The organism is Bosea sp. NBC_00550 (assembly GCF_026020075.1).
In the GTDB taxonomy this organism is placed as follows: Bacteria; Pseudomonadota; Alphaproteobacteria; order Rhizobiales; family Beijerinckiaceae; genus Allobosea.
This window is the reverse complement of the sequence record NZ_CP102772.1, coordinates 5442592-5461828: the sequence shown is the minus strand read 5'-3', so window position 1 is coordinate 5461828 and position 19237 is coordinate 5442592. Positions and strand designations below refer to the sequence as shown.

Below are 19237 nucleotides of genomic sequence, written 5' to 3'. Positions count from 1 at the left end.
TTGGACGATCTCAAGACCCGCCTCAACCACGGAGGAGCGGCGAAAGGATGGCGAGACCGTCACTCAGCTGTCTTTTCCCCAGCCGGTCGGAAGGACTCATACAGGAGCCCGACCACGCCGACAACGATCGCGACATCGGCGATGTTGAAGATGTACCAGCTGAAATTACCCCAGTGAAAGTGAACGAAGTCCACAACCGCGCCGTAGACAGCACGATCAACGCCGTTGCCCAGCGCCCCACCGATGATCAGGGCGAGGCTCAGGACCGTCAGCCTGTCAGGACTGCGCCACATCCAGCGCCAGAGCCAGATGGCCGCGACGAAGGAGATCACCACCAGGAACCAGCGGCCGAGATCGGTGCCCTGCTGGAACAGGCCGTAGGAGATGCCGCGGTTCCAGGCGAGCACGATCGTCAGGAACGGGGCGAGATCGAAGGGGCCGTTCTCGGCCAGCCCGACATTGTAGAGCAGCCAGGATTTCAGGACCTGATCGGAGATGAAGACGATCAGGACCGTGGCCAGGCCGAGGCGGCGGGCAGGCGTCATCAGGCGCGCACTCCCAACTCCTTCAGCGCCTTCGCGTCGCGTGGCGTCACCTGCGGATAGGCCGGGTCGGCCGTCGCCGGGTCGAAATACTTCCAGGAACGGGCGCATTTGATGCCGTCGGCGCGATGCGGCACCACTGCCACGCCCGGCACATCGAGGAGACGGAAGGCCTCGGCCGGCCCCTCCCCGTTCTCGATGCGAACATCGGAGGTGATGCCGATCTCGGCGAGATCGACGCCCGACAGGGCTGCGTAGAGATCGGCGTCGGAAACGAAGACCTGGGGAGCAGCTTCAAGCGAGGAGCCGATCCGCTTGGCGGCGCGCTCAAGCTCGAGCGCGCCGGTGACGACGCGGCGGACGCGGCGGATCTTGCTCCAGCGCTCGGCGAGCTCGGGATCGAGCCAATCCTCCGGGGCGCGTGCGAAGAGTTCGAGATGGACCGAACCCTCGGCGGCCTTCTGCTCCGGGTAGCGTTCGAGCCAGGCTTCCTCGGAGGTAAAGACGAGGATCGGCGCCAGCCAGGTGGTGAGGCTGCGGAACAGATGATCGACCACCGTCAGCGCGCTCTTGCGGACGTGGCTCGACAGCGGGTCGCAGTAGAGCGCGTCCTTGCGGATGTCGAAATAGAAGGCCGACAGCTCGGTGTTCATGAACTGCGAGAGCAGCGTCACGACCTTCTTGTAGTCATAGGTGCGGTAGGCCTCCGCGACCTGCGGCCCCAGTTCCGCGAGCCGGTGCAGCATCAGCCGCTCCAGCTCCGGCATGGTCTGCACGTCGGAGACGCGGACATCCTCGCTGAAATGCGCGAGCGTGCCGAGCATCCAGCGCTGCGTGTTGCGCAGCTTGCGATAGGTCTCGACGAAGGTCTTCAGGATCTCCTTGCCGATGCGCAGATCGTCGGAATAATCCGCCGCCGCGACCCAGAGGCGCAGGATGTCGGCGCCGGAATCCTTGATGATGTCCTGAGGGGCGGTGACGTTGCCCTTCGACTTCGACATCTTCTCGCCCTTCTCGTCCAGGCAGAAGCCATGGGTCAGGACGATGTCGTAGGGCGCACGTCCGCGCGTGCCGCAGCTTTCAAGCAGGCTCGAATGGAACCAGCCGCGATGCTGGTCCGAGCCTTCGAGATACATCACGCGGTCCTTGCCGCCCTCGTCCTTGCGGCGGGCGCGCAGATCGGCCCGCTTCTCCAGGGTGAAGGCGTGGGTGGAGCCGGAGTCGAACCAGACGTCGAGCACGTCGGTGACGCGCTCATATTTCGCCGGATCATAGCCGAGCGGCTTCAGGAAGCGGGCGCCGTCGGTGTCGGTGAACCAGGCATCGGCGCCCTCGGCCTCGAAGGCCTCGGCAATGGCGGCGTTGACCTTCGCGTCGATGAGGATCTCCTTCGTCTCCTTCTCGACGAAGACGGTGATCGGCACGCCCCAGGCGCGCTGGCGCGAGACCACCCAGTCGGGCCGATTGGCGATCATGCCGTTGATGCGATTCTCGCCAGCGGCCGGCACCCACTCGGTTTCCTTGATCGCCTTCAGCGCGCGGTTGCGCAGCGTGTCGGCGTTGCCACCCGCGACCGGCTGCGGATCGGCTACGTCCGGCGCGCCGGCCTCGCCGATCGGCTTGTCCATGGCGATGAACCATTGCGGCGTGTTGCGGAAGATCACCGGCTTCTTCGAGCGCCAGGAATGCGGATACTGGTGCTTCAGGCGGCCGCGCGCGACGAGGTTGCCGGCCTCGACCAGCGCCTTGATGACGACGTCGTTGGCGTTGCCCTTCTCGCCCTTGTCGGTGATGACCTGCGCGCCCTCGAAGCCCGGAGCCTCCTTGGTGAAGCGGCCATCGGCATCGACGGTATAGGGGATGCGGGTCTCGATGCCTGCCTTCACAAGCTTCTGGCCGTTCGCCATCCAGACGTCGAAGTCTTCGCGACCGTGGCTCGGTGCCGTGTGAACGAAGCCGGTACCGGCTTCGTCGGTGACGTGATCACCATCGAGCAGCGGAACGTCGAAATCATAGCCGCGGCCGCGCAGCGGGTGAGCACAAAACATCGTTCTGAGCTCGTTGGCCTCAACGGCCTTGATCCGATGAAAGCTCGATACCTTGGCAGCCTTCAGGACGGATTCCGCCAGCTTGTCAGCGAGGACGAACTTGGCTCCCGGCTTCACCCAATTCCCTTCGGGCGCGTCGTCAACCTTGTACACGCCATAGGACAACTTGGAGGAGTAGGCGATCGCCCGATTACCGGGAATGGTCCAAGGCGTCGTCGTCCAGATAACGACCGAGCAATCGATAAGCGCATTCACCTCCTCAAGCTGCGTTTCAAGCGCGCTTGGGTCTTCCGGCGGCTTGCCGAACTCGTAAACCACCGGAGCCTGCTCAACATCGATGATCGGAAACGCCACGAAGATCGTGTCGCTCGTATGCTCCTCGTACTCGACCTCGGCCTCGGCGAGCGCCGTCTTCTCGACGACCGACCACATCACCGGCTTGGAGCCGCGATAGAGCTGGCCGGTCTCGGCGAACTTCATGATTTCGCGGGCGATCTGCGCCTCGGCGGGATAGGCCATGGTCAGATAGGGGTGGGCCCAGTCGCCCTCGACGCCGAGGCGCTTGAACTCCTGACGCTGCACGTCGACCCAGTGCTCGGCGAAGGCGCGGCATTCCTTGCGGAACTCGACGACATCAACGTCGTCCTTGTTCAGCCCCTTGGCGCGGTACTGCTCCTCGATCTTCCACTCGATCGGCAGTCCGTGGCAGTCCCAGCCGGGCACGTAGTTGGAATCGTAGCCGAGCATCTGCTGCGAGCGTGTGACGAGGTCCTTCAGGACCTTGTTGAGCGCATGGCCGATATGGATGTTGCCGTTGGCATAGGGCGGGCCGTCATGCAGGACGAAACGGTCCCGGCCCTGCCCGGCCTGGCGCAGCTTGCGGTAGAGGTCGAGCTTCGCCCAGCGGGCGAGCAGCTCCGGCTCGCGCTGCGGCAGGCCCGCGCGCATCGGGAATTCGGTCTGCGGCAGGAAGAGCGTCTGCGAATAGTCGACACTCTCGGCAACTTGGGCGGTCTTGGTGCTGTCAGTCATCATCCGGCTCGGGCAATCGGAACGGCGGGCCTTCGATCAGGCCCCGGCGCGTCCACTCTTGAAACGGGAAAAGCGGTCTTCAACCCGGACTGCGCAAGCGCCCGCGCCTGTCTAGCGCGAGGCGGCAGCCGGGCCCGTAATTCGCCGGGGAAAATCGATCAGCATGGCGCGTTCAGCGGGCATGAGGGGCTTCTAGCAGGCGCCGCTCACGGAAGGAAGGGCGGCGCGTCGAAAGCAGGGGCCTTGGTCAGAATGTCGCGCGCGCGGGCGCTGTCTGCGTCCATCTGCACGATCAGGGCATCGAGCGAGTCGAACTTCGCCTCGCCGCGCAACCAGTCGACAAAAGCGACTTCGACGCGCTTGCCGTAGAGATCGCCCGAGAAATCGAAGACGAATGTCTCCAGCCGCGGCGCGCCGTCGTCGAAGGTGGGGCGGCGGCCGAAGCTCGCGACGGCGTCATGCCAGGCGCCATCGATGCGCATGCGCACGGCATAGATGCCGTGGCGCAACCGGCAATCGCGAGCGAGGTGCATGTTGGCGGTGGGGTAGCCGAGTTCGCGGCCGCGCTTGTCGCCGTGAGCTACGAGCCCGCGCACGAACCAGGGGCGGCCCAGGAACGCTGCGGCGCGGGCGGCATCGCCCTCCTCCAATGCCTGGCGGATCAGCGTCGAAGACACCGCCTCGCCCTGCCACGCGAAGGGCGGGACGACCCTGACCGGGATGCCGGCCGCAAGGCAGTGAGCCTGCAGCATCTCCGGCGAACCGGTGCGGCCCTTGCCGAAATGGAAATCGTAACCGCAGACGAGGCCGGAGGCGCCCAGCCGGCCGATGAGCAGATCGTCCACGAAGCGCTCGGCGGGAATCGCCGCGATGTCGCGGTCGAAGGGCAGGACGAAGACTTGGGCCAGGCCGGAATCGGCCAGCAATTCGAGCTTGAGCTGCGGCGGCGTTAGCCGAAATACCGGCTCCTCCGGGCGGAAGACGCTGCGCGGATGCGGTTCGAAGGTGAAGGCGGCGGGCCTGGTTCCGAGGTCACTCGCCATGGCGCCCGCCACGCGCGCCAACTCGGCGTGGCCCCGATGGACGCCGTCGAAATTGCCGAGCGCCAGGACGGCGCCGCGCAGGCTATCGGGTATGGGCTTGTCGAGGTCGAGGACCACGGCCGCCGGCTCTGGGCGCAACGGCGCATCGGCTGGGGATGACATCGATCGAGAACGTCCGTCTGCCCGCGAAAGCCGGGCGTCGGTCGTCTTTGCGGCGAAGGCCGGCGAGGCGTCAAGGCCACGGCCGGCCGAACGCCTCAGGATTTCGGCCTCGGCGGCATCGCCACCCAGGCCTCGCCCTCCATCACCGCCTTGCCGTCAACCAGGCATTCGCAGAAGAAGCGCGCCCTGCGGCGCTCAGTGACGAGCTCGACGACCTCGACCCGGGCGGTGACGACATCCCCGATCTTCACGGGTGCCAGGAAGGTCAGCGTCTGCGAGAGATAGACGGCACCCGGCCCTGGCAGGCGCGTGCCGAGCAGCGCCGAGACGAGGCTCGCCGTCAGCATGCCATGGGCGATGCGCTGGCCGAACTTGGTGCCGGCAGCGAAATGATCGCACAGATGAATCGGATTGGCATCGCCCGACAGCTCGGCGAAGAGCGCGACATCGCGTTCCATCACGGTCCGCATCAGGCTCTCGTTCTGGCCGACGGCCAGATCCTCGAAGGCATGAACGGTATAGAGCGCGCCGGGCATCGGCTGAACTGTCATGGATCTCTCTCGGCTTGCAGGCGGCCCCCAGCCCCTGTCAGCGATCGGGTTAAGCATCTCGCAACTGCAATATGACGGCAATTGAACTTTGGTGCGGCGCGCCATCATGTCGTTACGTCACTCGGCAATCGGATTAACCGCTTCGCAACGTGCCGGAGCTATCACCGAATGCGAGTGGAGGCCGCCCCGAACGGGCGGCGTGGCGCTGGTATGTTCCGGCGCCGGAACCGCTGCACTGCCCTGGAGCGTCTCGATGGCTCTCGATCCAACCATGCCGATCCTCGTGGTCGACGACTACCAAACGATGATCCGCATCATCCGCAACCTGCTGAAGCAGCTCGGCTTCGAGAATGTCGACGACGCCTCGGACGGCTCGGTCGCGATCGCCAAGATGCGCGACAAGAAATACGGGCTCGTGATCTCCGACTGGAACATGGAGCCGATGAGCGGTTTCGAGCTGCTGCAGAAGGTCCGCGAGGAGACGCGGCTGGCCGAGACGCCCTTCATCATCGTCACGGCCGAATCGAAGACCGAGAACGTCATCGCCGCCAAGAAGGCCGGCGTCAGCAACTACATCGTCAAGCCGTTCAACGCCCAGATGCTGAAGACCAAGATCGAATCGGTCTGCGTGGCCGCGTAGAGCATTCCCGCGTGCTTCGAAGCGCGAAATGCTCCACCTCTTTGTTGCGCCGCATTTTCTTCACGCGAACCGGTATCCACTTCGCTCGAAAATGCTCTAGCGCCGCTCACCAGACCAGATGAGGCATGGCATAGGCCGGGCGGTGCGTCTGCCGGCCGAACCAGCCGTGACGCTCCTCCCACGACGCTTCCATCAGATCCTGGGCGTGGATGCCCGCCAGCACCATGACGCCGGCCGCGCCGAAGCCCTCGGCACCGGCGATGTCGGTGCGGATCGCATCGCCCACGGCGCAGATCCTGTCGCGGGCGATCGGGGCACCGCGCTTCTCCTCGGCCGCGGCCAACGCTGCCTCGTAGATCGGCAGATGGGGCTTGCCGGCATAGATCACCTGCCCGCCGATCTCCTCATAGGCAAGCGCGACCGAACCGGCGCAGGGGATGATGCGGCCGCCGCGCTCGACGACGAGGTCCGGGTTGGCGCAGATCAGCGGCAGCTTCCGCGCGGCGAAGCCTGCCAGCAGATCGGCATAGGTCGCCGCCGTATCGTTCTCGTCGTCGAACAGGCCGGTGCAGAGCACATAGGCCGCGTCGTCGGGACCAGTTTCCCGCACGTCTAGACCCGCGGTCAGCGGCAGGTCACGATCCGGACCGAGGCGGAACATCGATTCGCCGGCGCGTGCGCGGATCAGGGACCGGCAGACATCACCGGATGTGACGATCGCGTCCCAGGCCTCGCGCGGCACACCGAAATTGTCGAGCTGACCGACGATGACATCGCTCGGACGCGGCGCATTGGTGACGAGCACGACGCTCATGCCACGTTCGCGCATGCGCATCAGCGCCACGATCGACTCGCGATAGGCGGCAACGCCATTGTGGACCACGCCCCAGACGTCGCACAGGCAGAGATCGAAGCGGTCCGCGACCTCGGAAAAGCCCGATAGCGCGATGGTTGATGCGATCCCCGATGGCGACACTGTCTCGATCTCCGGCGGCTGGTAGCGATGCGGAAGCCGCCTCGCGCAGGCAGGTCTAGACGGGATTCGCAGAGAGCGGAACCGGATGTTGCGGCGCACCGCCGCGCGTCAGGCTGTGGCGCGGCGCAGGACGGAGCGGAAGGGCAGCCGCTCTGGGCGGCTTTCCGCCTGCTGAATGGGTGGGGCCGGAGGCAGCTCGGCAGACACCATCGGACGCACGACGTCGTTTGCTGCGTCCTGCTGCGGGGCCTGCGACGAGACTGCCTGAGACAGCGCAGAAGCAGCCTCCGGCTCGGCGAAGACCTCCGGTTTGACCGGGCGCGGCGGAGAGAACGCCTGCCCCTGTCCCATCGTGACGCCGAGCTCGATCATGTCGGCGGCCAGCGGGTTGTCCTCGACCTGCTCGGCAACGAGCGTGACCGATGCGCGGCCCATCATCGCCGCGAGATCGCCAGCCGCGATATCGCTGGCAATCCTGCCCTCGACATGGTCCCGCAGCAGCGCCGCCGGAGCCTTGACGTAACGCACGCCCCGCTCGAACAGCGCATGCGGATCGAGCCTGAGATCGACGAGATGATCGAGCGCGAAGCGCACGCCATTCGCTGACATCGCGCCGAGCAGGCCGAGGCTGGTCGGATCAAGCTTGCGGAAGACCGCCTGCGGCATCTCGATGACGAGATGCCTGGTGTGGTCGCGATACTTGTCGAGAATGCGCGTCAGGGCGGCCAATGCGCGCGACGAATCCCAGGTCGCGGCGCTGAAATTGCAGGAGACGAAGATATCGCCATCCTTCGAGCCAAGGCGCCGGGCGATCGCCAAGGCGCGCGTCAGGACAAGCGCGTCGAGCGTCGGCCCGAAGCCGCGGGCTTCGACGGTATCGAGAAATTCATGCGGCAGAAGCAGCGTGTTCTCGTCGAGCCGCAGCCGCGCCAGCGCCTCATAGCCGCGGGTGCGGCGCTGCGGCAACGACACGATCGGCTGGAGGTGGACTTCGAGGCGCCCCTCGCTGAGCGCGGTGCTGATAAGGGCGGCACGCTCGGCTTCGGCCTCTTCCCGGGCAGCCTTGGCCGCGGCAGCGCGTTCGGCGGCGAGCTGTTCTGCCCGCGCGCGCCGCGCCGCTTCCGGATCGAGAACGACCTCGGGAATGGCTGAAGCCGCTGGCGCCGGCGCGGCTGCGGCCGGTTCGGGCAGGCGGGCCAGCACGTTCTCATGATCGGCCAGCGTCATCGCCACCTGATGGATGAGATCGCCGAGGAGCCCGACCTCGGCGGTGAGCTCATGGATCGCCGCCCGCGCCGGCGCCGCATCGACATCCCGCATCGGCATCTGCTCGACACGCTGCGACAAGGCATCGAGACGGATGGCATTGGTGGCGAGCCGGACCTTGACCTCGCCGAGTCCGGCCAGAGCCTGCTCATGCCGCGCGAGGCCATAGCGCTCGAAGGCACGGATGGTGGCCAATACGCCAGCGCCCGAGGCGAGCAACCCCAACGCCGAGCCGAGCGCGCCAGGCAACAGGATCGTCATCACCGCGCCGGCCGAAAGGCCGGTGATCGCGCCGGCGAGAGGATGCAAGGCTTTCAAGCGCAAGGGGGCCACGGCAGCGTTCGCGCTACAAGGGTGGATCGGAAAGCGGGGAACGAATCACAACACTGAGCCGCAGAGTACCTGCGCGCACAATGTTATGCGAGCAGCGTCACATGGGAGCGCGGGCGCTCTGGGCGGCTTGCAGAAAACGCCTAGGACTTGTCGAGCCCGAGCGCGGTCAGGATTTTGCCCGTCACCTCTTCGGCGAACCCCTTTCGGGCCAGATAGGCGCGCGGATCCCTGGCGAAGAGCGGCGCCTTGTCGCGCAGCCCTGCGATGGCCTTGGCCTGTGCCGGCGAGTCGTCGTCCGATACGGCGCGCAGTGCCTGGGCCAGCAGGCCGAACGGGCTGGTGTCGGCGGCGAGCGTGGCGGCATAGGTCTCGGAAACCTTCTTCGCCCCGATCAGATAGGCCCCCAGAAAGGCATAGAAATCGTAGCGCGGCGGGCGCCCGACACTCAGCGCCGTCGCGCGCTCGAGCAGCGGCAGCCCCTCGATCGGCCGGCCGAGCCGGACATAGAGCGACCCGAGATCGGCCATGATGTCGGGATCATAGGGATTGCGCGTCAGAGCTTCCCGCCCCTTCTGGATCGCCTCCTCGGTCGATCCGCGCAAGAGCAGGACCTTCATCATCGCCTGATAGGCGCGCGCGCCGGACGGAGCCAGGCGAATGGCAGTGAGAGCCGCGGCCAGCGCACGGTCGAGCGGTGAACGGCCCTTGTCGTCCAGGTTCTTGGGAACGAGGGTCTCGGGATTGAAACCGGAGCCGTGCTCGCCAAGCGTCATGATCGCAAGATGGGCCCAGGCCGGATAGAAGCCCGGCTCCTGCTCCACCAGTTTTTCGAGGCAAGAGCGGGCGGCGAGAAGGTCGTCCGGCAACATCGAGCGCCGGGCATCGAAGGATTGCAGGACGCAGCCAACCGCCGGTGTCGGCGGCGACTGGCGCGCATCGGCCGGGATGATGCCGAACGGCTCGATCAGCCTTGTCGCCAGCCTGCGGGCCATCTCGGCAAGGTCGGATTCCTGCAGCAGTTCGAGCGATGGCCGGCCGGAGGACGCCGTCCAGACGATGCGTCCGTCCCGAACGGAACGCAGGCGACCCAACCCCTCGACGCCGCCATCGACGGCCTGGACGTTCATCTCGAAAACATAGTCGACGTCGGCCGGCGCCGCCGCCCCTGGCGCAGGAGCCTTGATCGTCACGAGATCGTCGAAGCGGGCCATCGCATCGACGAGCAGATCGGAGAACCGGCGCAGGATGCCTGCCAGCTTGGGATCGGACGGCATGGTGGGGATCGTGATCGCGACGCGGACAAGCTGCAGTGAAGCTGCGATGCCCTGCGGTGTGCCCGCGCCCTGTTCTAATCCCGCCGTTTTGGCCGAAGCGAGCTCGGCCGGCGCGTCGGGCAGCGCCAGATACCACCAGCCGAGCGCGAGAAGGCCGAGCGCGAGCGCCGCAATGGTAACCACGGACCACCGACGCGCGGCGACGCGATCGGCGGGTTTTGCGGCCCGTGGCGCCGCCATGGTGTCCTCGTCCCGACGGGCGGGAGCCGGAACCCAACCAATCTCTTCATTCGCGTCGACGATCTCGAAAACGGGAACGTATCCGCCGACCGGCATAGAGATCCCGACCGGATCGCCCTGGCCTTCGCCGCCATAATACTGCGTCAGCGCACGCCTGAGCCGGCCCGCCTCTACCCTGACGATCGGGTCGATCTGAGGGTTGAAGTCGGCCGGCCGGCCGAGGCCTTCCACGGCTATTGTGTAGCCCTTCAATTCGGCGGCGCGGCCTTCGATCGTGCGCTCGACGATGAAGCTCAGGAAAGCCGAAAGCTGAGGCGCGGCGCGAAAAGCGTCGGACGCAAGGACACGGGCCAGCTCCGCGCGGATGATCGCTGCGGCCCGTTCGTCCAGCCGTCCAGGATCACCATCGCCTTCTATCATCGGGGTCCGTTCAGTCTGCGCCCCAAGTGGGGAGATTACGCCATCGACGACCTAACGTCACGTGCAGCCTTGCCCAGACCGCTATTTGTCCGGTGCAGCCATGGCGCACCATGATGGCGATTTACAGCCCGCTTTCGCCTGCTAGGTTCAACGAAGGTTAATCCACAGGGGCCCTTCGATGACTTCAGCACCTTCCGCCATCGGCACGCCGAACGATCTCGAAGCCTATTGGATGCCGTTCACGGCCAATCGGTCGTTCAAGAAGAACCCGCGCATGGTCGCGCGGGCCGAGGGCATGTTCTACTATACGCCGGACAACAAGCCGGTCATGGACGGCACGGCGGGCCTGTGGTGCTGCAATGCCGGCCACGCCCGCGAGCCGATCATCCAGGCGATCCAGGCGCAGGCGCGCGAACTCGACTACGCGCCGTCCTTCCAATACGGCCACCCGAAGGTGTTTGCCGCCGCCGCCCGGATCGCGGCGCTGGCGCCAGGCGATCTCGACCATGTCTTCTTCGCCGGCTCGGGCTCGGAAGCGGCTGATTCGGCCCTCAAGATCGCGCTTGCCTATTGGAACGTCTCGGGCAAGGGCTCGAAAACCCGTCTGATCGGCCGCGAACGTGGCTATCACGGCGTCGGCTTCGGCGGCATCTCGGTCGGCGGCATGGTCAACAACCGCAAGTTCTTCGGTGGATTGCTGACCGGCACCGACCATATCGCCCACACCTATGACCGCGAGAAGCAGGCCTTCAGCAAGGGCGAGCCGGAATACGGCGCGCATTTCGCGGATGATCTCGAACGCGTCGTCGCGCTGCATGACGCCTCGACCATCGCCGCCGTCATCGTCGAGCCGATGGCGGGATCCACCGGCGCGCTGCCGCCGCCGAAGGGCTATCTCAAGCGCCTGCGCGAGATCTGCGACAAGCACGGCATCCTGCTGATCTTCGACGAGGTCATCACCGGCTTCGGCCGCCTCGGCTTCGCCTTCGCCTCGGAGCGCTACGGCGTTATCCCGGACATGATCACCTTCGCCAAGGGCGTGACCTCCGGCACCGTGCCGATGGGCGGCGTGATCGTGCGCAAGCATATCTACGACGCCTTCATGAACGGCCCGGACAACGTCATCGAGCTGTTTCACGGCTACACCTATTCGGGCCACCCGCTGGCAGCGGCCGCTTCGCTGGCGGCCCTCGACATCTATCGCGAGGAAGGGCTGTTCGAGCGCGCCCGTGCGATGGAGGATGCCTGGGCCGATGCGGTGATGAGCCTGAAGGGCGAGCCCAACGTCGTCGACATCCGCACACTCGGCCTCGTCGGCGCCGTCGATCTCGCTCCGCGCGCGGAAGGCGCGGGCAAGCGCGGCTACGAGGCGATGGACCGTGCCTTCCGCGAGGAAGGGCTGATGGTCCGCACCGCCGCCGACACGATCGCCTTCTCGCCGCCGCTGATCATCACGGAAAGCCAGGTCGGCGAACTGGTCGAGAAGCTGCGCCGGGTGATCCGGGCTGTGGCGAACTGATTCGCACCAGGCCATGGACCGCCGCGCTTTCCTGGCAGCGACGGGCATGGCCCTTATGGCTGCCCCTGTCGCCGCACGACAATCGATGAGAGAGTGGCAGAGCCTCTCGCCCGTCGAGGCCGGTTTCCGGGCAGATGCCGGCGAACGCATCGACAAGGCCTTCGCCGCTGGAGAGCTGAAAGGCCTCCACGGCGTTGTCGTGCTGCGGCAAGGCAAGATCGCACTCGAGCGTTACTTCCCCGGCGCCGACGAGATCTGGGGCGATAGCCGCGGCGTCGTCGCCTTCGATGCCGGCGAATTGCACGATCTGCGCTCCGTCTCGAAAAGCATCGTCGGGCTGCTCTACGGAATCGCGCTCGCGGACGGGCTGGTGCCGGGGCCGACCGCGCCCTTGCTCGCGAGCTTCCCCGAGTACCCCGATCTCACCGCCGACGCGGCCCGCCAGAGGCTGCGCGTATCGCATGTGCTCGCGATGACCATGGGCACGCAATGGGACGAATGCCTGCCGTATAGCGATCCGCGCAACAGCGAGATCGCCATGGAACGCGCGCCCGATCGCTATCGCTTCATCCTCGACCGGCCGATCGACCGGTCGCCCGGGGAGGCCTGGACCTATAGCGGCGGCGCAACCGCGCTGCTCGGCCATCTGATCGCGAAGGGCAGCGGCATGCCGCTCGGTTCGTTTGCCCGCGAGCGCCTGTTCGCTCCGCTGGGTATCGGCGATTTCGCCTGGATCAAGGGCTCGAACGGCCTGGAGGCCGCGGCTTCCGGCCTGCGCCTGCGCCCGCGCGATCTCGCCGCCATCGGCCAGCTGCTGCTCGACAAGGGCGCATATGGCGGCCGGCAGGTCGTCCCCGCCGATTGGCTGGAGGCGAGCCTGACCTCGCGCATCAGGACGGGCGACGGCCTCGATTACGGCTATCACTGGTACCTGCCGCGCTATGGCACACCCTCGGTGCGATACGGCGCCTTCGGCAATGGCGGCCAGCGCCTGGTCGTCGCACCGGACCTCGATATCGTCGTCGCGGTCACCGCCGGCAATTATAACCAGCCGGATGGCTGGCAGACATCGGTGAAGCTGACGAACGAGTTCGTCTTCGGCGGGCTGGCGCGATAGCCGGCGATCAGTTCACCCGCGCTGCAACTTGTTGTAGCGCGCGATAAGCCGATCGCGCTTGAGGCGCGACAGGCGGTCGATCCAGAAGATGCCGTCGAGCTGGTCGATCTCGTGCTGGTGGCAGATCGCCCGAAAGCCTTCCGCTGCCTCGGTCCGCTCGACGCCGTCGAGATCGCGATAGCCTATCGTCACCCGCGCCGGGCGCTCGATCTCGTCGACTACGCCCGGCATCGAGACGCTGCCCTCGCTATGGCGGATCATCTCGGACGACGCCTCGACGACGACCGGATTGACGTAGACCGCGACCTCGCCCGGCGTCGGCTCCAGCACGACCAGCCGCAGCGGCACGCCGATATGCGGCGCAGTGATGCCGACACCCGGCGCCGCCCGCATCGTGTCGCGCAGATCCTCGGCGAGCGCCCGCAAATCGGCGTCGAAACGGATGACGGGCTCGGCCACCACGCGCAGACGCGGATCCGGGAACCGCACGATCTGGCGGATAGCCATGGCGGCGGCTCGTCGTCAGGCCGCCGCCTTCTTCTCCGCCGTGGCGTAGAAGCTCTCGCCGGTCTTGGCCATGCGCTTCAGCAGCCGGTTCGGCTTGAAGCGCTCGCCATGGGCCTTGGCCAGCTTCTCGCAGAGCTTCACGAAGACGGCCGCGCCCATGTTGTCGATGTAGGAGAGCGTGCCGCCCGAGTAAGGCGCGAAGCCGAAGCCGATGATCGAGCCGACATCGGCCTCGCGCGGATCGGTGACGACGCCTTCCTCATAGGTACGGGCTGCTTCCAGGGCCTGCGTGACGAGCAGGCGCTGCTGCAGCTCCTCCATGTCGACGCTTTCCGGATCGAGCCGCTTGCCGACGAGATCGGCCAGGCCCGGCCAGAGCCGCTTCGGCCCGGCTTCCGGATAATCGTAGAAGCCCTTCTTATTCTTGCGGCCCAGCCGCCCGTGCTTCTCGACCATGTCGGAAAGCAGCTTCTCCTGCGCCGGATCGACGGCAGCGTCGCCGAGTTGGGCCTTGGTGGCCTTCAGCACCTTCCAGGCGAGATCGACCGCGACCTCGTCATTGAGCGAGAGCGGGCCGACCGGCATGCCGGCCTGCTTGCCGGCAGCCTCGATCATCGCCGGCGGCACGCCCTCCATCAGCATGAGATGGCCTTCGCGGATGTAGTTGCCGACGCAGCGATTGGCATAGAAGCCGCGGGTGTCGTTGACGACGATTGGCGTCTTCTTGATGGCGCGGACATAATCCAGCGCCATGGCGAGCGCCTTCTTGCCCGTCTTCTTGGCCATGATGACCTCGACCAGCAGCATTTTCTCGACCGGCGAGAAGAAATGGATGCCGATGAAGTTCTTCGGGCGCTGGCTGTTTTCCGCGAGGCCGGTGATCGGCAGCGTCGAGGTGTTGGAGCCGAAAATGGTGCGCGGGCCGACCACGGCCTCGACCTCGGCGATGACCGCGGCCTTGACCTTCGGATCCTCGAACACGGCCTCGACGATCAGGTCGCAGCCCTTGAGGTCGGTATAGTCGGACGAGGCCTTGATGCGGCCAAGCAGCGCGTCGCGGTCGGCGGTCTTGGCGCGGCCCTTCATGATCTGGTCGGAGACCAGCTTGTGCGAATAGGCCTTGCCCTTCTCAGCCGCCTCGATGTCCCTGTCGATCAGCACGACGTCCAGGCCAGCCTGCGCCGTGACATAGGCGATGCCGGCGCCCATGAAGCCGGCGCCGATGACGCCGACCTTCTTGAGCTTGGAGGGCGGCACGTCGGCCGGGCGGCGGGCGCCCTTGTTCAGCTCCTGCATCGAGACGAAGAGCGAGCGGATCATCGAGGCCGCCTCCTTCGTCCGCAGAATCTTGGCGAAGTAGCGGCTCTCGACCTTCAGCGCGAGATCGATGGGCAGTTGCAGCCCCTCATAAACAGCCGAGAGGATGGCGCGGGCGGCCGGATAGTTGTCGTTGGTCTCGCGACGATAGATCGCGTTGGCCGGCGGCCAGATCTGCATGCCGGCTGGCGAATGCACCTTGTTGGAGGGCAGCTTGAAGCCCTTCTGGTCCCAGGGCGCGGTCGCCTGCGGGTTGGCCTTGAGCCAGTCCTTGGCGTTCTGGACGATGTCGGCGCGCGGCACGACGGCGTGGACGAGGCCGGAATTGCGCGCCGGCAGCGACTTCACCTGCTCGCCCTTGAACATCATCTGGAGCGCGTCGCCGGTCTGCATCAGACGCGCGACGCGCTGGGTGCCGCCGGCGCCGGGGAAGAGCCCGACCTTGATCTCGGGCAGGCCGACGCGGGTCGAGGCATCGTCCGAAACGACACGGTACTGGCAGGACAACGAGAGTTCGAAGGACCCGCCGAGGCAGACGCCATGGATCGCGGCGGCGAAGGGCTTCCCGCAGGTCTCGAGCTTGCGGTAGAGCAGCGAGAGCTTGCGGCTCTCGTCGAAGAAGCTCTGCATCGCGACCGCCTCGCCCTTCTCCTTGGCGAGTTTCACATAGAGATCGCGCAGGCCCTGGAGCATGGTGAGGTCGGCGCCGCCGGAGAAGCTCTCCTTGCCGGAGGTGACGACGCAGCCCTTGATGGCTTCGTCAGCGGCGACCTTGTCGACGATCTGGTTCAGCTCCTCCATCGCCTCGGGGGTGATGACGTTCATCGAGCGGCCCGGCATGTCCCAGGTCGCGACGGCGATACCGTCGGCGTCGGTCTCGAAGCGGAAATTGGTGAGGTTCATCTGAAATCCTCCCTCGTCATTCCGGGGCCGAGCGCAGCGAGGAGCCCGGAACCCATGAACGACGTGTGATGTTGATTTGCTGCGGCAGCCGCTGCGCCTCTTCCGCAGCGGCTGGTGGTCATGGGTTCCGGGCTCGCCGCTATGCGGCGCCCCGGAATGACGGCGGCGCTAGACCCTCTCAATGATGGTCGCAACGCCCATTCCGACCGCGACGCAGAGCGTCACCAGCGCGGTCTGCTTGTCCTGCCGCTCCAGCTCGTCGAGCACGGTGCCGAGCACCATCGCGCCGGTCGCGCCCAGCGGGTGGCCCATCGCGATGGCGCCGCCGTTGACGTTCAGAACGTCGTCGTCGATGTCGAGCGCCTGCTGATAGCGCAGGACCACGGAGGAGAAGGCCTCGTTCAGCTCGAAGAGGTCGATGTCCTTCAAGGTCATGCCGGCCTTCTTCAGCACGAGCTGGGTGACGTCGATCGGGCCGGTCAGCATCAGCGCGAGGTCGGAGCCGACCGTGGCGAAGGCCTTGATGCGAGCGCGCGGCTTCAGGCCCGCCGCGCGGCCAGCGCGCTTCGAGCCGACGAGGACGGCCGCCGCGCCATCGACGATGCCCGACGAATTGCCGGCGTGGTGGACGTGGTTGACGAACTCGACATCCGGATGCGCGGCAGTCGCGACCGCATCGAAGCCGCCCATCTCACCCATCTGGACGAAGGAGGCCTTCAGCGCGGCCAGCGCCTGCATGTTGGCCTCGGGACGAATGGTTTCGTCGTGGTCGAGGATGATGAGGCCGTTGACGTCGGTCACGGGGATGATCGAGTTCTTGAAGCGTCCTTCCTTCCAGGCCTTGGCGGCGCGCTGGTGGGAGCGGACGGCGAAGGCGTCGACATCGTCGCGCGAGAAACCATATTTCGTCGCGATCAGGTCGGCCGAGATGCCCTGCGGCATGAAATAGGTGTCGATCGCGACACTGGGGTCGACGGCGATGCCGAAGCCGGAGGCGCCCATGCCGACGCGGGACATGGATTCGACGCCGCCGCCGATCGCCATCTCCTTCTGGCCGGACATGACCTGCGCTGCCGCGAGATTCACCGCATCGAGGCCGGAGGCGCAGAAGCGGTTGATCTGCACGCCCGGCACTTCCTTGCCGTAGCCGGCCTTGAGCGCGACCGTGCGGGCGATGTCGGCCGCAGCCTCCCCGACCGGATCGACGCAGCCGAGCACCACATCCTCGACGAGCAGCGGATCGAGGTTGCTGCGGTCCTTGATCGCACGCAGGGCCTGCGTGCCCAGCTCGATCGCCGTGACCTCGTGCAGCGAGCCGTCAGCCTTGCCCTTGCCTCGCGGCGTGCGGACGTGATCGTAGATGAATGCGTCTGCCATTTGGTGGCCTCCCGGGGCGCCGTCGGCCGGCGCGTTCTGGTGCCGGACGTCATGGTCGGGCTTGGCCCGACCATCTCGTCATCCAGCGGGTTCTGCAAGAGATGCCCGGGTCGAGCCCAGGCATGACCGTCGATCGTCAGAACTGCTCAGGCGTCAGCGCCATGGTCGTATCGGCACCGGCAGTGATCCGCGCCAGATGCGCGGCAGTCTCGGGCAAGGTGCGCTCCATGAAGAAGCGGGCCGTGACCAGCTTGGCGTTCATCCGCTCGGTCGCGCCGTTGGCGCCGGCCTTGAGCTTCTCCTGCGCGACCTTGGCCATCCTCGCCCACATGTAGCCGAGCGAGACCAGACCGAGCAGGTGCATGAAGTCGTTCGCCCCCGCGCCGGCATTGTCCGGCTTGGCGAGCGCGTTGTTCATGAACCACATCGCCGCCTGCTGGAGATGGCCGAGCGAGACCTGGAGCGGCCCGAGCAGAGGCTTCAGAGCCTCGTCCTCGGCGTTGTCCTTCAGGAAGCCGCCGACCTCGTTGAAGAAGGCCATGATGGCACGCCCGCCGTCGCGGCCGAGCTTGCGGCCGACGAGATCCATGGCCTGCACACCGTTGGCGCCCTCATAGATCATGGCGATGCGGGCATCGCGGACGAACTGCTCGACGCCGGTCTCGGCGATGTAGCCGTGGCCGCCGAACATCTGCTGCGCCTTCACAGCATTGTCGAAGCCGATATCGGTGAGCACGCCCTTGAGCACCGGCGTCATCAGGCCGAGCTGGTCGTCGGCCGCCTGGCGCTCGGCGGCATCGCCCGAGCGATGGGCGATGTCGGATTGCAACGCGTTCCAGAGCACGAAGGCGCGGGCCGCCTCATTGAACGCCCTGATCGACATCAGCGTGCGGCGCACGTCGGGATGAACGATGATCGGGTCGGCCGGCTTGTCGGCAGCCTGGGCGCCGGTCAGCGCCCTGCCCTGCAGGCGTTCCTTGGCGTAGACGACGGCGTTCTGATAGGCGACCTCCGACTGGGCGAGGCCCTGGATGGCGACGCCGAGGCGGGCCTCGTTCATCATCACGAACATGGCGTTGAGGCCCTTGTTCTCGGCGCCTATGAGCCAGCCCTGCGCACCCTCATAGTTCATGACGCAGGTCGAATTGCCGTGAATGCCCATCTTGTGCTCGATCGAGCCGCAGGAGACGTGGTTGTTCTCCCCGACGGAGCCATCCGCGCCGATCTGGTTGCGCGGCACGACGAAGAGCGAGATGCCCTTCACGCCGGCCGGTGCGCCCTCGATGCGGGCAAGCACGAGGTGGATGATGTTCTCGGTGATGTCCTGCTCGCCGGCCGAGATGAAGATCTTGGTGCCGGTCAGCGCGTAGGAGCCGTCGCCGTTCGGCACGGCCTTGGTCTTGAGCAGGCCAAGATCGGTGCCGCAATGCGGCTCGGTCAGGTTCATCGTGCCCGACCATGTGCCTTCGATCATCTTCGGCAGATAGGCCCGCTTCTGCTCGTCGGAGCCATGGACGTAGAGCGCGGCGATCGCGCCCATGGTCAGGCCCGGATACATGGCGAAGGCCATGTTCGCGGCGGAGGCATATTCGTTCATCACGGCGCCGAGCGTGTAGGGCAGGCCCTGGCCGCCATATTCGGGGTCCATGGCGAGGCCGATCCAGCCGCCGCCGGCATAGGCCTCATAGGCCGCCTTGAAGCCTTTCGGCGTCGTCACCCGGCCGTCGGGATGGCGCGTGCAGCCCTCCTGGTCGCCGGAATAGTTGATCGGCTGAAGGACTTCCTCGCAGAGCTTGGCGCCCTCGCCGAGCACAGCCTCGACCACATCCGCGCTCGCATCGGCGAAGCCCGGGAGATTGTTGTAGCGCTCGATGTTGAAAACGTCGTTGAGCAGGAAAAGCGTATCGTCGACGGGCGCCTTGTAGACCGGCATCTGGTCCTCCCTCTCGTCGCTGAGCGGCACTTCGTCA

At 66.3% G+C, this 19237-nt stretch carries 14 protein-coding genes; 3 read left to right on the top strand and 11 right to left on the bottom strand.

Annotation, left to right across the window (positions count from 1 at the left end; translation table 11 throughout):
* Window positions 1–59 precede the first annotated feature (59 nt).
* The 4 genes from lspA to NWE53_RS25915 all read right to left on the bottom strand — a co-directional run bounded on the left by lspA (window position 60) and on the right by NWE53_RS25915 (window position 5378).
* Entirely contained in the window at window positions 60–545 is a 486-nt protein-coding gene (gene lspA, locus NWE53_RS25930) for a signal peptidase II (RefSeq protein WP_265052170.1), read from the bottom strand.
* Window positions 545–3622, bottom strand: coding sequence for an isoleucine--tRNA ligase (gene ileS / locus NWE53_RS25925; protein ID WP_265052169.1), 3078 nt, complete (start codon window positions 3620–3622; stop codon window positions 545–547). Before ileS ends, lspA begins: the two co-directional genes overlap by 1 nt.
* Window positions 3623–3828: 206 nt before the next feature.
* Window positions 3829–4827, bottom strand: a complete 999-nt coding sequence (locus tag NWE53_RS25920) for a bifunctional riboflavin kinase/FAD synthetase (RefSeq protein WP_265052168.1) — start codon at window positions 4825–4827, stop codon at window positions 3829–3831.
* Window positions 4828–4922: 95 nt separating this feature from the next.
* A complete protein-coding gene (locus NWE53_RS25915; RefSeq protein WP_265052167.1) occupies window positions 4923–5378 on the bottom strand; it encodes a MaoC family dehydratase in 456 nt (151 codons plus the stop codon).
* Between the two features lie 253 nt (window positions 5379–5631).
* Here NWE53_RS25915 and NWE53_RS25910 point away from each other — a divergent pair, with 253 nt between their 5' ends.
* The gene (locus NWE53_RS25910) at window positions 5632–6018 is read left to right on the top strand and encodes a response regulator (RefSeq protein ID WP_265052166.1); all 387 of its coding nucleotides are present in this window, start codon (window positions 5632–5634) and stop codon (window positions 6016–6018) included.
* Window positions 6019–6124: 106 nt separating this feature from the next.
* Here NWE53_RS25910 and NWE53_RS25905 read toward each other — a convergent pair whose 3' ends face one another.
* The 3 genes from NWE53_RS25905 to NWE53_RS25895 form a co-directional block, all read right to left on the bottom strand.
* Window positions 6125–6994, bottom strand: coding sequence for a TIGR01459 family HAD-type hydrolase (locus tag NWE53_RS25905; RefSeq protein WP_265052165.1), 870 nt, complete (start codon window positions 6992–6994; stop codon window positions 6125–6127).
* 108 nt (window positions 6995–7102) lie between these two features.
* Window positions 7103–8593 (bottom strand): EAL domain-containing protein, encoded by a 1491-nt coding sequence (locus NWE53_RS25900; RefSeq protein WP_265052164.1) that lies wholly within the window; start codon window positions 8591–8593, stop codon window positions 7103–7105.
* Between the two features lie 140 nt (window positions 8594–8733).
* Window positions 8734–10527: a tetratricopeptide repeat protein gene (locus NWE53_RS25895; RefSeq protein ID WP_265052163.1), complete on the bottom strand. Its 1794-nt coding sequence runs from the start codon at window positions 10525–10527 to the stop codon at window positions 8734–8736.
* A gap of 178 nt (window positions 10528–10705) precedes the next feature.
* Between NWE53_RS25895 and aptA the strand changes: the two genes are divergently transcribed.
* Together aptA and NWE53_RS25885 are read left to right on the top strand one after the other, a co-directional pair.
* The gene (aptA, locus tag NWE53_RS25890; protein ID WP_265052162.1) at window positions 10706–12046 is read left to right on the top strand and encodes an omega-aminotransferase AptA; all 1341 of its coding nucleotides are present in this window, start codon (window positions 10706–10708) and stop codon (window positions 12044–12046) included.
* Between the two features lie 85 nt (window positions 12047–12131).
* On the top strand, window positions 12132–13163 hold the full coding sequence (locus NWE53_RS25885; protein WP_265052161.1) for a serine hydrolase domain-containing protein: 1032 nt from the start codon (window positions 12132–12134) through the stop codon (window positions 13161–13163).
* A 12-nt stretch (window positions 13164–13175) separates the two neighbouring features.
* Here NWE53_RS25885 and NWE53_RS25880 read toward each other — a convergent pair whose 3' ends face one another.
* The 4 genes from NWE53_RS25880 to NWE53_RS25865 form a co-directional block, all read right to left on the bottom strand.
* Window positions 13176–13670: a peptide deformylase gene (locus NWE53_RS25880; protein ID WP_265052160.1), complete on the bottom strand. Its 495-nt coding sequence runs from the start codon at window positions 13668–13670 to the stop codon at window positions 13176–13178.
* 15 nt (window positions 13671–13685) lie between these two features.
* Entirely contained in the window at window positions 13686–15890 is a 2205-nt protein-coding gene (locus NWE53_RS25875) for an FAD-dependent oxidoreductase (protein WP_265052159.1), read from the bottom strand.
* A 168-nt stretch (window positions 15891–16058) separates the two neighbouring features.
* Complete coding sequence (locus tag NWE53_RS25870; RefSeq protein WP_265052158.1) at window positions 16059–17267, bottom strand: acetyl-CoA C-acetyltransferase; 1209 nt, start codon at window positions 17265–17267, stop codon at window positions 16059–16061.
* 136 nt (window positions 17268–17403) lie between these two features.
* Window positions 17404–19200, bottom strand: a complete 1797-nt coding sequence (locus tag NWE53_RS25865) for an acyl-CoA dehydrogenase C-terminal domain-containing protein (RefSeq protein WP_265052157.1) — start codon at window positions 19198–19200, stop codon at window positions 17404–17406.
* Between the last annotated feature and the right edge of the window lie 37 nt (window positions 19201–19237).